Genomic DNA, 15,947 nt, shown 5'->3' with positions numbered 1-15,947 from the left:
CACCGCCGAGGACCAGCTGCTCGGTGGGTGAGATGTGCGGGGGCAGGTTCTTGAGCAGGGTGAGGTGTGAGGGGGTGGCCTTGACGAAGGTCGGCGCCTCGGAGAGGTCGGGGGCGGCGCCTTCGTCGAGCTCGACCAGTTGCGCGCAGCCGCCGAGGGTGAGAGGCCCGAGGAGCCCGGTGACCGTGAGGTCGAAGGAGACAGGCGAGTGGACGAGTGTCCGCCCGCTCATAGCGGGATAGGCGGCGTGGGCCCAGCGGAGGTAGAGGTTCAGCGAGCGGTGCTCGACGACGACGCCCTTCGGCCGCCCCGTGGAACCGGACGTGTAGATGACGAAGACGGGGTGGGACGTCTTCGCTGCGCTCGACCGGTCAGCATTGGTGGGATCGGTGACGGGGAGCCCGGCTGTGCGGAGCTGATCGGTGATCAGGCCACGACGACGTCGATCGTGCGGGGAAGGGCGAGCGCGACGATCTGCTCGGGGCCGACGTTCCTGCTGATGAGGTGATGTGCCAGCTGGTTGGCGCGGACGTTCAGCTCGCTGTAGGTGAGCTGTGTGCCCTCGTGCTCCAGAACAGCGGCCTGCGGCGTCCGCGCCACCTGAGCCTCGAAGAGCGGCGTTCCAGCCACGCCGCGATGCTCTGCGCGGTCTTCCGGTCGAAGAGGTCGGTCGCGAACTCCACCGACCCCCGCATACCTGAAGGCACACCGCTGCTGTCCAGCTGCTCCTCAAGCGCGAACGACAGGTCGAACTTGGCCGACGCCGCGTCCAGAGCGTGCTCCCGGACCGCCAGCCCCGCCAGATCGAGTTCGAGGTCACTGCTGTTCTGGAAGGTCAATATCACCTGGAAGAGTGGGTGATGGGCCAGGGAGCGGGTGGGGTTGACGATCTCCACGAGCCGCTCGAAGGGCACGTCCTGATGGGCATAGGCCGCCAGGTCCGCTTCCCGCACCCGCCCCAGGAGTTCGGCGAAAGTGGGGTCGCCGGACGTGTCGGTGCGCAGCACCAGCGTGTTGACGAAGAACCCGACCAGGTCCTCCAGCGCGTCATCGGTGCGCCCGGCGATGGGCGAGCCGATGGGGATGTCGGTGCCCGCGCCGAGTCGGGTCAGCAGTGCGGCGATGCCGGCCTGGACGACCATGAAGACACTGACCTGGTGCTCGCGTGCGAGCCGCACCATGCCCCGGTGCACCTCGGCGTCCAGCTCCACTTCGACGCTGTCGCCGTGGTGGCCGGCTCCTGCCAGAGTGCTGCGCCAGTAGTCGATCTGGCGGGAGATGACACTGTCCGGGTCGCTCTCGTCGCCGAGGACTTCGCGCTGCCAGAGGGTGTAGTCGGCGTATTGGACCGGCAGTGGGGCCCAGTGCGGGGCGGCGCCGTCGCAGCGGGCTGTGTAGGCGGAGGACAGGTCATGAGCGAGGGGAGCGAGTGATGTGGTGGGCGAGGAGGAGGACGAGGTGTTCGTCGTGGGTGAGGGTGAAGACCCAGGCGCGCAGGGGCACGTCCTTGGTCAGGTGCCGGTCGGTGAGGTCATGGATCGCCTCACGCAGTGCCTCGACGTTCAGCGAACCGGTCAGCCGCAGCGGCATCGGCACGTTGTAGGTCGCGCTCGGCCCCTCCAACTGGTGGAGGAACCACAGCCGTCGCTGTGCGAATGACAGGGGCACCCGCTCGGGCCGCTCCACCGGCACCAGCGCCGCACGCGCCCCGGCCACATGGTCCAGCCGGCCGGCCAGCCCGGCCGCGGTCGGGGTCTCGAAAAGGTCCCGGACCGCGGGCTCCACGCCCAGTACGGTACGGACCCGGCTGATCAGACGCATGGCGAGGAGCGAGTGTCCGCCGAGGTCGAAGAAGTTGTCCTCGGCCCCGACCCGGTCCACGCCCAGGACCTCGGCGAAGAGACCGCACAGGATCTCCTCCCGGGGGTCGCGCGGGCGCCGGGAGGCGGTCGTGGACACGAGGTCGGGGGCCGGAAGGGCACGCCGGTCCAGCTTGCCGTTCGGCGTCAGGGGCAGTGCGTCGAGGGGAACGAAGGCTGCGGGGACCATGTAGTCCGGCAGGGTCCGTGCGGCGTGTTCGCGCAGGCCGGCGGGTACCGTGCCGGCGTCTTCGGCCGGGACGACATAGGCCACGATCCGCTGGTCACCCGGCCGGTCCTCGCGAACGACAACTGCCGTCTGCCGTACCAGGGGATGGCTGCCGAGCACGGATTCGATCTCGCCCGGCTCGATGCGCAGGCCACGGATCTTCACCTGGTCGTCGGCGCGGCCGGCGAACTCCAGCAGCCCGTCCGCGCGGCGCTTCACCACGTCGCCCGTACGGTACATACGGGTCCCCGGCGCGCCGAACGGATCGGCGACGAACCGCCCGGCGGTCAGGTCCGTACGGCGCAGATAACCCCGTGCCAGCTGGTCGCCCGCGACGTACAACTCGCCCGGCACGCCCACCGGTACCGGCTTCAGAGCGGCGTCCAGGACATGGACCCGGGTGTTCCAGACGGGGCGGCCGACCGGTACCACTGCCGTATCCGCGGCAGGGTCGAAGGTGTGGGTGGTGATCTGCACGGTCGACTCGGTCGGCCCGTAGAGGTTGGTCACGCTCACCCCCCAGGACTCGGCCGTCCGCGCCGCCAGGGCGGGCGCGAGGGGCTCGCCGCCGACGAAGATCCGTTGCAGCGGCAGCACTTCGTCGTCACGGACCGCGCCGGCCACGACGGCCAGCAGCGAAGGCACGAACTGGGCCACGGTGACGCCGTGCCGCCGGATGTACGCGAGCAGCCGCTCCGGTTCCCGGGTGAGGGACTCGGGCGCGACGCAGAGCGTGGCGCCGGTGAGCAGCGGGAGCCAGATCTCCCAGACCGACGCGTCGAAGGTGAGCGCGGTGCGGGCCAGGACGGTGTCCTGCGCGCCGAGCGGGAACGCGTCGGCCATCCAGGACATGTGGTTGGCGAGGGCGCCGTGCTCGACCAGGACGCCCTTCGGGGTGCCGGTGGACCCTGACGTGTAGATGGCGTACGCCGGGTGGGAGGGCAGGAGCCCGGGGCGCACCGGCGCGGTGGCCGGCTGCGCGGCGAGCGCCTCTTGGGTGTCGGCGGCGTCCAGCACCAGCTGTGGGATGCCGGCCCCGGCTGTCGCGGCGGCCGACTCGGTGGCCGTGATCACCATGGCCGGGGCGGCATCGGCGAGGGTGAAGGCGATCCGGTCCTTCGGATGGCCGGGGTCCAGGGGCAGAGAGGCCGCCCCGCTCTTCAGCACGCCGAGCAGCGCCACGATCATGTCCGCGGAGCGGGGCAGGGCGAGCGCCACGAGCTGCTCCGGGCGGGCACCACGAGCGATCAGCAGATGGGCGAGACGGTCGGCCCGCTCGTTCAGCTCCGCGTAGGTGAGGGCGGTCTCCTCGAACACCACGGCGGTGGCCTGGGGTGTACGGGCACACTGCGCCTCGAACAGGGCCGTCGCCGTCGTCGCGGGTACCTCGTGCGCCGTGTCGTTCCAGGCGCCGAGACGGGCGCGCTCCCCGGGGTCGGTCAGGTCGATCCGGCCCAGCGGAACGTCGGGTTCGGTGACGGCCGATTCGAGCAGCCGGTGGACCCGGGCCACGACGGCTTCCGCGGTCTCCCGGCCGAACAGGTCGGCGCGGTAGTCGAGTCGCAGGGTCAGCCGGCCGCCGAGCTGGTCGCCGACCAGGTTCAGGGCGTAGTGCGTCGCGTCGCGGCCGTCGGCCTCCGTCAGCCGGAGCCCCGCCACGGGTGTGTCGTCGTCGCCGGCACCGACCGGGTAGTTCTCGAACACCGTCGTGGTGTCGAAGAGTTCACCCGCTCCGGCCAGCTGCTGGATCCGGCCGAGGCCGAGGTACTGGTGGGGCAGCAGTGCGCTCTGCTCCTCCTGGAACCGGGCCAGGTTCTCCAGGAAGGACCGCTCCTGGGCCAGCCGGGCACGCACCGGGATCGTGTTGATGAACAGCCCGATCATCGCCTCGGATCCGGGGAGTTCGGCCGGCCGGGTGGAGACCGTCGTACCGAACACCACGTCGTCCCGCCCGGTCAGCTGGGCGAGCACCACCGCCCAGGCGCCCTGGAGCACGCTGTTCATCGTCAGCCGGCGGCCGCGGGCCGCGGCGGTCAGCTCGGCCGTGAATTCCTCGGACAACTCGCGTGTGACGCGCTCGGGCAGGGCCGGTGTCCGCTCCGCGGTGTCCGCCACCCGCGTCGGCCCGTCCAGGCCCGACAACGCCTGCTGCCAGGCTCGTTCGGCCCGGCCCAGGTCCTGCTTTCCGAGCCATCCCAGGTAGTCGCGGTAGGGCGTGAGCCTGGGCAGGCCCGCGGGGCTGCCCTGCTGTGCGTAGAGCGTGAACAGCTCGTCCAGCAGGAGCGGTGTGGACCAGCCGTCGAGGAGGATGTGATGGCTGGTCAGGGCCAGGCAGTACCGCTGGTCACCCAGGCGTACGAGGGTCAGCCGCAGCAGCGGCGGCCTGGCCAGGTCGAAGCGTTCCGCGCGGTCGGCGGCGAGCCACCGCTCCAGCTCTGCCTCGCGCTCGGTCTCCTCCGTCGCGGAAAGTCCGATCTCCTTCAGCGGGACCGGTACGTGACGGTGGATGACCTGGATCGGCTGGCCGTTCTTGCGGGTGCGGAAGCCCGCCCGCAGGTTGGCGTGCCGGGCGAGCAGCGCGCCCACGGACTTCCGGAGCACGGCGGTGTCCACGGCCCCCTCGATCCGGAGGACGAGCTGCACGTTGTAGATGTCGGGTGCCTGCCCGTCGTACAGCGCGTGGAACAGGAACCCCTCCTGGAGGGGTGCCAGCGGCAGGACGTCCTCGAGTGCGGACTGAGTCTTCACGGCATTTCCAATTCGGCTTCGAGTTCGTCGATTTCGTCCTGGCTCAGCGACCCCAGGGACAGGTCGGACGGTGTGTGTCCGCCGGCGCCCTGGTCCTCGCAGTGGGCCACCAGTGCCGTCAGAGCCGTGAACCAGCTCTCGGCGAGGTCGCGCACGTCCTGCTCGGTCAGCAGGCCCTCGGGCCAGTTCCATGTGCCGGAGAGCCGCGGACCGTCGGTGTGGTCCTCGGTCACCGCGTTGATGACCAGCGCGTGGGTCACGGGCATCCGCGGGTCGTGGCCGGACGGCAGGGTCGCGTCCGGCGCCATGTCCCAGTCCTGGGCGGCGGCTTCCTCGGAGGCGGCGAACCGCCCCAGATAGTTGAAGCCGATCTGCGGTGTCGCGAGGCCCGACAGCTCCCGGGCCGTCTCGGGGTGGAGATGGCGGAGCATGCCGAAGCCCATTCCGTTGTCGGGGAAGGCCCGCAGCTGTTCCTTGATCCTTTTGACCGTCCGGCCCATGCCGGAGCCGCCGGCCCAGACATCGGAGCGGTCGTACTCCCCGGGGTCGAGGCGGACCGGGTACATGCTGGTGAACCAGCCGACCGTGCGGGTCAGGTCCGTGCCCGGAAGGATCTCCTCCCGGCCGTGCCCCTCAAGATCGACCAGCACCTGGCTGCCCGTACCGCCCCAACGGCGACGCCATTCGAGGACGGCCAGGGCGAGGCCGCTGAGCAGGATGTCGTTGACCCCGGCGTGGAACGCGCCCGGCACACTCGTCAGCAGCGGCCGGGTGACCTCGGAGGGCAGGGTGAGGGTCAGCGAGCGGGTGCTGTCCCCCCGGTCCCGGCCCGGGTCCAGCTCTCTGCCGCCGATGAGGGGCTCCTCAGTGCGGAGGATGTCCTTCCACACCGGCAGCTCGGCGAGCCGGTCCGGATGCTGCGCCGCCGTCGTCAACTGCCGCGACCACTCGCGCAGCGAGGTCCCGGCAGGTTCCGGCGCCGGCTGCCGGCCGGCCGCCACCGCCTCCCAGGCGGCGACCAGATCGGGCAGCAGGATGCGCCAGGACACCCCGTCGACCACCAGGTGGTGCAGCACCAGGAGCAGCCGGCCCGGTTCGCCGGACCCGCGGTCGAACCACACCACCTGCACCATGGCGCCCTCGCGCGGCGCGAGCCGTGCCACGGCCCGGTCGCCTTCCGCGGCCATCAGCGCGGCGAGGCGGTCGCCGTGCAGACCTACCGCGCCGACCCGGCGTACACAGCCCTCGGCCGTCACCTTGCCCCGGGGCATGACCTCGGGGCTCCAGCCCGGCGCGCCGGCCGCGGCGTCCTGTGCCGGTGCCTCGGTCACCCGCAGGCGCAGGGCGTCATGGTGATCGAGCAGTGCCTGTACGGCTGCGGTCAGCCGCTGCTCGCCCAGGTCCGCCGGGACCTGGAGCATCATGGACTGGTTGAAGCCGTCCACCGGCGCGTCGAGCTCCCGCAGCCAGTGCATGATCGGCGTCGGCGGCAGGGCGCCGACCCCGGCGCCGGGGTCCGTGGCCGCGGCCGTGGCCGGCAGCCCGGCCGTGAGGGCCGCAAGCGCCTCCACGGTCTGGTGCTGGAAGATCTCCCGTGCGGTGAGCGCGATGCCTTCCTTACGTGCCCGCGAGATGAGCTGGATGGACAGGATGCTGTCGCCGCCCAGCTCGAAGAAGCTGCTGGTGACCCCGACCCGCGGCAGGTTCAGCACCTCCGCGAAGACCGCGCACAACGTCTCCTCCCGCGGTGTGCGCGGCGGCTCGAAACCCGCCACCGCCGCGAAGTCCGGGGCCGGCAGCGCCCGGACGTCCAGCTTGCTGTTGGCCGTCAGGGGCAGCGTGTCCAGCACGGTCACGGCCGCGGGCATCATGTAGTCGGGCAGCTGTCCGGACAGATGCGCCCGCAGCTCACCGACGTCCACCCCGCTGCCGTCGTCGTCCGCCACGACATAGGCGACGACTCGCTTGTCCCCGGGGCGGTCCTCCCGCACGATGACGGCTGCCTGCCCGACGGCGGGGTGCGCGGCGAGGACGTTCTCGATCTCGCCCAGCTCGATACGGAATCCGCGGATCTTGACCTGGCGGTCGACCCGGCCCAGGAACTCCAGCTCACCGTCGGCGCGCCATTTGACCAGGTCGCCGGTGCGGTACATCCGCCGGCCCGCCGCCCCGAAGGGATCGGCGACGAAGCGCCCCGCGGTCAGCTCCGGCCGGCGCAGATACCCGCGGGCCAGCTGGCTGCCCGCGAGATACAGCTCGCCCGGCACCCCCACCGGAGTCGGGCACAGCGCGGAGTCCAGTACATAGACCTGGGTGTTGCGGACCGGCCGGCCGATCGGCGGGGCGACGGGATCGCTCAGCACGTCGCTGGAGGTCACCCACACCGTCGCCTCGGTCGGGCCGTACCCGTTGAACATCCGCCGGCCCGGCGCCCACCGGCCGACGACCTCACCGGTGAAGGCATCACCGCCCACGGCCAGCGAACGCAGCTCGGGCAGCGCACGTGCCGGCATGCTCGCCAGTGCCGCGGCCGCCATCGGCGCGTGGTTGATCCGCAGCTCCTCCAGTACCCGGGCCAGCGCTTCACCGGCGAACGGGCCGGCCGGCGGAATCACCAGGCAGGCGCCGGACAGCAGCGCCAGCCACAGTTCGAGCACCGAGGCGTCGAAGCTGGGGGAGGCGAACTGCGATACCCGGCTGCCCTCTTCGACCCCGCAGCGTTCGATCTTGTCGGCGGCGAAGCCGGCCATGCCGCTGTGGGCGACGACCACGCCCTTGGGGCGGCCGGTGGAACCGGAGGTGTAGATGACGTAGGCGGGGTGGGCCGGCAGCAGCGGCGTGACCCGGTCGGCGTCCGTGGGATCGTGCTCCACACCGCTGCCCGCGTCCTCCACGGTCAGGACGGGAACCGGGGTCCGCGGCAGCCGGTCGAGAGTCGCGCCGCTCGTCACCACGGTGACGGGCTCGGCATCCTCCAGCATGTAACTGACGCGGTCGGCGGGGTAGTCGGGGTCGATGGGGAGGTAGGCGGCGCCGGTTTTGAGGACGGCGAGGATGGCGATGACGAGGTCGGTGGAGCGGGGGAGGGCGAGGGCCACGACGTTCTCGGGGCCGACGCCGTGGGCGAGGAGGTGGTGCGCCAGCCGGTTGGCGTGGGTGTTGAGTTCGGCGTACGTCAGGACGGTCGTGCCGTGTTCGACGGCCGGCAGGTGGGGGGTCCGCGCCGCCTGTGCCTGGAAGAGCGCGGGCAGGGTGGTGGCGGATACGGGGTGTGCGGTGTCGTTCCACTCGACGAGGATCTGGTGGCGTTCCTGGCCGGAGAGCACGTCCAGTTCCGTGAGGGGCCGGGAGGCGTCCGCGACGGCTGCGCGCAGCAGTCGCTCCAGACGGGCGGCGAGCTGTTGGGCGCCGGCCCGGTCGAAGAGATCGGTGGCGAACTCCACCGTTCCGGCCAGCCCCGCGAACGCCCGCTCGTCGGTGCGGAGTTCCTCCATGTTGAAGGCCAGGTCGATCTTGGCGGTGCCCGTGCCCACGTCCTCCATACCGGCCTGAAGACCCGGCAGTTCGATCGTGGCCTCATCGGTGTTCTGTAGCACCAGCATCACCTGGAAGAGGGGGTGATGCGCCGTCGACCGTACGGGGTTGACGACCTCCACCAGCCGCTCGAAGGGCACGTCCTGGTGCGCGTAGGCCGCCAGGTCCGTCTCCCGTACGCGGTCCACCAGCTCGGCGAAGGTGGGATCGCCGGAGGTGTCGGTGCGCAGGACGAGGGTGTTGACGAAGAAGCCGACCAGCTTCTCCAGCGCGTCGTCCGTGCGCCCGGCGACCGGTGTGCCGATCGGGATGTCCGTGCCCGCGCCCAGCCGGGTCAGCAGCGCGGCCAGACCCGCCTGGAGCACCATGAACACACTCGATCCGTGTTCCCGGGCCAGCCGTGCGACTCCCTCGTGCAGCTCCGCGTCCCAGGTGAACCCGGCGGCGTCACCGCGGTATCCGGCCACCGCCGGGCGGGGCCGGTCGGTGGGCAGCTCCAGCTGGTCCGGGAGCCCGGCGAGCGTCCGCTGCCAGAAGTCGATCTGACCGGAGATCACGCTCTGCGGGTCGTCCTCGTCCCCCAGTGCGGCACGCTGCCACAGGGTGTAGTCCGCATACTGCACCGGCAGCGGAGCCCAGCCGGGCGCCGTGCCCGCACACCGCGCCGTGTACGCCAGCGACAGGTCGTCGATCAGCGGCGCGAGCGAAGCCCCGTCGCTGGCGATGTGGTGCATCAGGATCAGCAGGGCGTGCTCGTCGGCGGACGTGGTGAACACCCAGGCCCGCAGCGGGACCTCGGCCGTCAGCTCGAAGGCGTGCCGGGCCGCCTCGGCCAGCTGCCCGTCCACCCGGCCCGGCTCGCTCGCCACGACCTCGACCACCGGGCGGGCGGCCTCGCCCGCCAGCACCAGCTGGTACGGCGTGCCGTCGACGTCCGGGAAGACGGTGCGCAGGGACTCGTGCCGCCCGGCCACGTCCGCCATCGCCGCGCGCAGCGCCTCGACGTCCAGCGCACCGGTCAGCCGCAGCACCAGCGGCACGTTGTAGGTCGCGCTCGGCCCCTCCAACTGGTGCAGGAACCACAGCCGTCGCTGCGCGAACGACAGCGGCACCCGCTCGGGCCGCTCCACCGGCAGCAGCGCGGCGCGCGCGTCCCCCGCGCCGTCGAGCCGTCCGGCCAGCCCGGCCACCGTCGGGACCTCGAACAGGTCCCGGACCGCCAGCTCGACACCGAAGACGGTACGGACCCGGCTGACCATCCGCGTCGCGAGCAGGGAGTGCCCGCCCAGCGCGAAGAAGGAATCGTCGATCCCGACCCGCTCCAGGCCCAGGACCTCCGCGAAGAGACCGCACAGGATCTCCTCCCGCGCGTCGCGCGGCTCCTGGAGGCCGCCCGACTCCGCGAAGTCCGGCGCCGGGAGGGCCCGGCGGTCGAGCTTGCCGTTGGGCGTCAGCGGGAAGGCGTCCAGCACCACGAACGCGGAGGGCAGCATGTACTCCGGCAACGTCCGCGCCGCGGCCCTCAGCAGGCTTGCCGGGTCCGGCGCCGCACCGTCAGCGGCCGGCACCACATAGGCCACGATGCGCTGGTCGCCCGGCCGGTCCTCGCGCACCATCGCCGCGACCTGGCCGACGGCCGGCTGCGCCGCGACGGCGGCCTCGATCTCGCCCAACTCGATCCGGAAACCCCGGACCTTCACCTGGTGGTCGACCCGGCCGACGAACTCCAGCCGGCCGTCCGCGCGCCACTTCGCCAGGTCGCCGGTGCGGTACATCCGCGCGCCCGGCGCCCCGTACGGATTCGCCACGAAGCGCTCCGCCGTCAGGTCGGGCCGCCCACGGTAGCCGCGCGCCACACCGTGGCCCGCTATGTAGAGCTCACCCGGCACGCCGGCCGGCACCGGCCGCAGCCCGGCGTCCAGGACATAGACCTGGGTGTTGCCGATCGGCCGTCCGATGGGCGGCGCGCCGTCGGCGTGCACCTCCGCGGCCGCCGACCAGATGGTCGTCTCCGTGGGGCCGTACAGATTGGTGACGCTCGCGCCCAGCTCCGCCATCCGGTGCGCCAGCGGGGTGGGCAGCGCCTCGCCGCCGACGAGCATGCGCAGTCCGCGCACAGCTTCCGGGCGCTCCAGGACCAGACTCTGCCAGAGCGAGGGAGTGGCCTGCATGACGGTCACTCCGGCCGACTCCACCAGCTCGGCGAGGAGCGCCGCGTCCCGCACCTGCGCGGAGTCGGCGAGCACCACCGCGGCCCCGGAGACCAGCGGCAGATACAGCTCCAGCCCCGCGATGTCGAACGCCACCGTGGTGACCGCCAGCAGCCGGTCCGTGGGCTGCGGCGCGACCCACTCGTCCATCGCCGAGAGGAAGTTCCGCAGGTTGCCGGCCGAGACCACCACACCCTTCGGGCGGCCCGTCGAACCGGAGGTGTAGATGACGTAGGCCGGACTCTCCGGGGAGAGGCCGCCGGGCCGCTCCTGTGCCGTCAGATCGCCGGCCGGCAGGGCGGCGAGCGCGGTGCGGTGCGCAGCGCCGTCGACGACCACCAGCGCAGCGGCGTCCACGGGCAGCTTCGCCGCGGTGCTCCCGTCGGCGAGCACACAGACGGGCCGCGCGTCCGAGAAGATGTAGCCGATCCGGTCGGCCGGGTAGTCCGGGTCGACGGGCAGGTAGGCCGCACCGGTCTTGGCCACGGCCAGCAGGGCGACCACCAGCTCCGTCGAGCGGGGCAGCGCCACCGCCACAAAACTCTCCGGGCCGACTCCGCGGGTGAGCAGATACCGGGCGAGCCGATTGGCCCGCGCGTTCAGCTCCGCGTAAGACAACGCCGCGTCCGCGCCGAGCACCGCGGCGGCATCCGGCGTCCGCGCGGCACGGGCCTCGAACAGCTCCGGCAGCGTCGCCGCCGGCACCTCGCGCGCCGAGTCGTTCCAGCCGGCGAGCAGCGTTTCCCGCTCCTGGCCGTCGAGTACCTCCAGCTCCCCGACCGGCCGCGACGCATCGGCCACGACGGCGCGCAGCACCCGCTCCAGACGGGTCACCATCGCCTCGACCGTCTCCCGGTCGAACAGCTCCGTGGCGAACTCGACATCGACGTCGATCCCCTCGGGGCCGCCCGCCGCACCGAGGCGCTCCTCCAGGTCGAAGGAGAGGTCGAACTTCGCCACGCCGGTGTCGACTCCGTCGAAGTCGACCCGGAGCCTTGGCAGTTCCAGCTCGGCCTTCGCGTTGTTCTGGAGCACCAGCATGACCTGGAACAGCGGGTGCCGCGCCAGCGAGCGGGTCGGGTTGACGATCTCCACGAGCCGCTCGAAGGGCACGTCCTGGTGGGCATAGGCCGCCAGGTTGGTCTCCCGTACGCGGGCCAGCAGCTCCGCGAAGGTGGGATCGCCGGAGGTGTCGGTGCGCAGGACGAGGGTGTTGACGAAGAACCCGACCAGGTCCTCCAGCGCGTCATCGGTGCGTCCGGCGATCGGTGAGCCGATGGGGATGTCGGTGCCCGCGCCGAGCCGGGTCAGCAGGGTCGCCAGCGCCGCCTGCACGACCATGAACACACTGGACCGGTGCTCGCGCGCCAGATGGATCAGCCCCGCGTGGAGCTCCGAGTCCCAGGACAGCCCGACGCTGTCGCCCCGGTAGCCGGCCACCGCCGGTCGGGGCCGGTCGGTGGGCAGCTCCAGCTGGTCCGGCAGACCCGCCAGTGCCTCCTGCCAGAAACCGACCTGCTCGGAGATCAGGCTGTCCGGGTCGTCCTCGTCCCCGAGCACCTCGCGCTGCCACAGCGTGTAGTCGGCGTACTGCACCGGCAGCGGCTCCCACTGCGGTGCCCGGCCCCCGCACCGGGCGGTGTACGCCACCGACAGGTCGCGGCTCAGCGGAGCCAGCGAGCCGCCGTCGGCCGCCACATGGTGGACGAGCAGCAGCAGGACGTGCGAGCGCGGGCCCACCTCGAACAGCCAGGTCCGCAGCGGCGTCTCCGTCGTCAGGTCGAAGGCGTGGTCGGCCGCCTTCCGCAGCGACTCCTCCAGGCTCTCGGGGGCACTCCTGACGACCTCGAGAACCGGCCGCGCCACATCGGCGGCCAGCACCTGCTGGAAGGGGACGCCGTCGGTCTCCGGGAAGACCGTGCGCAGGCTCTCGTGGCGCTCGGCCACGTCACCTATCGCCGCGCGCAGCGCGTCGACGTCCAGCTCGCCGGTCAGCCGCAGCAGCATCGGCAGGTTGTAGGTGGCGCTGGGGCCCTCGAACTGCTGGAGGAACCACAGGCGGCGTTGGGCAAATGACAGCGGAATCATGATTACTTCCCAGACCTCGGCATCGGCCGCAGCGCGGGCCGTGCTCTCTTCTTCGACCCGACAACCCGCTCTGCGAGCGCCGCCACTGTCGGTGCTTCGAACACCGCCCGGATGGACAGCTCGACACCCATTTCCGTCCGCACCCGGTTGATCAGCTTCGTGGCCAGCAGCGAGTGTCCGCCGAGGTCGAAGAAGCTGTCGTCAATACCGACCCGGGGCAGGTCCAGCACCGCCGCGAAGATCGCGGCGAGCGCCTCTTCCTTCGGGTTCCTGGGCGCCCGCGAGGTGGCCGCCGCCGCGAAGTCGGGCGCCGGCAACGCGCGCCGGTCCAGCTTCCCGTTGGGGGTCAGCGGCAGCGCCGTCAGCACCACGAAAGCGGACGGGACCATGTACTCGGGCAGCCGCCCGGCCAGGTAGCCCTTCAGCTCCGCGGTGTCCGGTGCCGCCCCGCCGGCCGGCGCGAGATAGGCCACCAGCCGCTTGCCGCCCGGCTGTTCCCCGTGGACGACGACGGCGGCCTGGCCCACCGACGGGTGCGTGGCCAGCACGGTTTCGATCTCGCCGGGTTCGATGCGGAATCCACGGACCTTGACCTGGTCGTCGGCGCGGCCGAGGTATTCGAGCCGGCCGTCGGCGCGCCATCTGGCCAGGTCGCCGGTGCGGTACATCCGCCGGCCCGGACCACCGAACGGGTTGGCCACGAAGCGCTCGGCCGTCAGCCGCGGCTGGTGGAGATACCCGCGGGCCAGCTGTGCGCCGGCGAGGTAGAGCTCACCGGGCACACCCACCGGCACCGGACGCAGCGCCGCGTCCAGGACGAAGACCTGGGTGTTCCAGATCGGGCCGCCCAGCGACGGGACGGTGGGCCAGTCGGACACCTGGGCGGGCAGCGAGTACGAGGTGACCACATGGGTCTCGGTGGGCCCGTAGTGGTTGTGCAGCCGACGCCGGGGCTGCCGGGCGTACAGGGCGCGGATGTGCCTGCTGAGCACCAGCGCCTCACCGGCCTGGGCGATCTCGGCCAGCGCGGGCAGGTCCGACTCCTGCTCGGCGGCGGCCTCGGCCACCGCGTCGATGACCAGGTTGGGCGCGTACAGCTCGTTGACCTCGTTCCTGCCGAGCCAGCGCGCGAAGGCCGAGGCATCGCGGCGGATGTCGTCGGGAGGGATGACCAGGGTGCCGCCGTGCATCAGCGCCGACAGGGTTTCCTGTACCGACACGTCGAAGCTGACGGCGGTGAACTGCGCCACCCTGCGCCCCGGCCCGCCCGGAACGGCCTGTGCGTGCCACGCCAGGAGATTGACCATCGCACCCGCCGGCATCACGACGCCCTTGGGGACGCCGGTGGAGCCCGAGGTGTAGATGACGTACGCCGGATGGGACGGCAGCAGCGCTGTACGTCGGTCGGCATCCGTGGGGTCGCCGTCCGGCCGGGCGGCCAGTGCGCCGGCCGTCCCGGGACCGTCGAGCAGCAGCCGCACCGCCTCCGGCGTCCCCGGCAGTCGCCCGTCGATCTCACGGTGTGTCAGCACACACACCGGCGTGGAGCTCTGGAGCATGCGCGCCACACGGTCGGCGGGGTAGTCGGGGTCGATGGGGAGGTAGGCGGCGCCGGTCTTGAGGACGGCGAGGATGGCGGTGACGAGGTCGGTGGAGCGGGGGAGGGCGAGGGCCACGACGTTCTCGGGGCCGACGCCGTGGGCGAGGAGGTGGTGCGCCAGCCGGTTGGCACGAGTGTTGAGTTCGGCGTACGTCAGGACGGTCGTGCCGTCTTCGACGGCGGGGGCGCCGGGGGTCTGCGACACCTGTGCCTGGAACAGCTCGGGCAGCGTGGCGGCGGGCACCTGGCGGGCTGTGTCGTTCCACTCGACGACGATCCGGTGGCGTTCCTGGCCGGAGAGCACGTCCAGTTCCGTGAGCGGCCGGGAGGCGTCCGCGACGGCTGCGCGCAGGAGTCGTTCCAGACGGGCGGCGAGCTGCTGGGCCGTGGACCGGTCGAAGAGGTCCGTCGCGAACTCCAGCGCGCCCGTCATGCCGTCGGCGGCACCCTCCGGCGTGTGCTGCTCGGCGATGTGGAAGGTCAGATCGAACTTGGCGGCGAAGGCACTGAAGTCGTCGTCGGAGACCTTCAGCCCCTGCATCGTGAAGTCGCCCTCGGCCGTGTTGGCCAGCACCAGCATCACCTGGAAGAGCGGGTGATGGGCCAGCGACCGGGTGGGGTTGACGATCTCCACGAGCCGCTCGAAGGGCACGTCCTGGTGGGCGTAGGCCGCCAGGTCCGTCTCCCGTACGCGGTCCACCAGCTCGGCGAAGGTGGGATCGCCGGAGGTGTCGGTGCGCAGCACCAGCGTGTTGACGAAGAAGCCGACGAGGTTGTCGAGCGCGTCGTCGTGACGTCCGGCGATCGGTGAACCGATGGGGATGTCGGTGCCCGCGCCGAGCTGCGTCAGCAGCGCGGCAAGACCCGCCTGGAGAACCATGAACACGGTCGACCGCTGTTCCCGCGCCAGCCGGGTGATCCCCTCGTGCAGCTCCGCATCGAAGGAGAAGCCGACGTCCTCACCCCGATAGCCGGCCACGGCCGGACGGGGCCGGTCGGTGGGCAGCTCCAGCCGGTCGGGAATACCGGCCAACTGCTTCCGCCAGTATTCGACCTGGGTGGAAATCAGGCTGCCCGGGTCGCTCTCGTCCCCGAGGAGCTGCCGCTGCCACAGGGTGTAGTCGGCGTACTGCACCGGGAGGGGCTCCCACTGCGGGGCCTGGCCCGCACACCGCGCCGCATACGCCACCGACAGGTCAAGGGCGAGCGGATCGGTCGACCAGCCGTCGCTGACGATGTGGTGGGCCAGCAGGAGCAGTACGTGCTCGTCCGGCGCGGTCCGGAAGAGCCACGCCCGCATGGGCAGCTCGTTCATGAGGTCGAAGGCATGACGTCCGGCCTCGGCGACCTGCTGCGCCACCTGCTCGCGGTCGGTGATGACGACCTCGATCGTCGGCCGGGCGGCCGCACCTTCCCGTACCTGCTGGTAGGGCGTGCCCTCCACTTCGGGGAAGACGGTGCGCAGGGTTTCGTGCCGGTCGGCGAGGTCGTAGATGGCCTCGTGCAGTGCGGTGGTGTCGAGTTGGCCGGTGAGTCGGAGGGCCATCGGCACGTTGTACGTCGCGCTCGGCCCCTCCAGCTGGTGGAGGAACCAGAGGCGGCGTTGGGCGTGGGAGAGGGGGATGTGGTCGGGTCGTTCCATCGGCAGGAGCGGGTTGCGTGCTCCGGTTGCGTGGTGG

Annotated in this window: 3 protein-coding genes and 2 pseudogenes; all 5 read right to left on the bottom strand. The window is 71.8% G+C overall.

Going from position 1 to position 15,947, the window contains the following annotated elements; all coding sequences use genetic code 11:
* On the bottom strand, positions 1–427 hold a 427-nt coding region (locus IF67_RS43475; protein ID WP_324608907.1), incomplete at its 3' end, for an AMP-binding protein.
* 2 nt (positions 428–429) lie between these two features.
* Positions 430–3,405, bottom strand: a pseudogene (locus tag IF67_RS46460) (amino acid adenylation domain-containing protein); the annotation flags it as partial.
* A 108-nt stretch (positions 3,406–3,513) separates the two neighbouring features.
* Positions 3,514–4,836 (bottom strand): annotated as a pseudogene (locus IF67_RS46455) (condensation domain-containing protein); the annotation flags it as partial.
* The gene (locus IF67_RS0137785) at positions 4,833–12,668 is read right to left on the bottom strand and encodes a non-ribosomal peptide synthetase (RefSeq protein ID WP_030993488.1); all 7,836 of its coding nucleotides are present in this window, start codon (positions 12,666–12,668) and stop codon (positions 4,833–4,835) included. The pseudogene IF67_RS46455 and the gene IF67_RS0137785, both read right to left, overlap by 4 nt.
* A 2-nt stretch (positions 12,669–12,670) precedes the next feature.
* Entirely contained in the window at positions 12,671–15,910 is a 3,240-nt protein-coding gene (locus IF67_RS0137780) for a non-ribosomal peptide synthetase (RefSeq protein WP_051819086.1), read from the bottom strand.
* Positions 15,911–15,947 lie beyond the last annotated feature (37 nt).

The organism is Streptomyces sp. NRRL S-1813 (genome assembly GCF_000719605.1).
In the GTDB taxonomy this organism is placed as follows: domain Bacteria; phylum Actinomycetota; class Actinomycetes; order Streptomycetales; family Streptomycetaceae; genus Streptomyces; species Streptomyces decoyicus.
This window is presented reverse-complemented; position numbering and strand designations above follow the sequence as displayed.

Bases quoted from the DNA above. Each gene is read 5' to 3' on its own strand.
- IF67_RS0137785 (WP_030993488.1), bottom strand. From the start codon at position 12,668: ATGATTCCGCTGTCATTTGCCCAACGCCGCCTGTGGTTCCTCCAGCAG.
- IF67_RS0137780 (WP_051819086.1), bottom strand. From the start codon at position 15,910: ATGGAACGACCCGACCACATCCCCCTCTCCCACGCCCAACGCCGCCTC.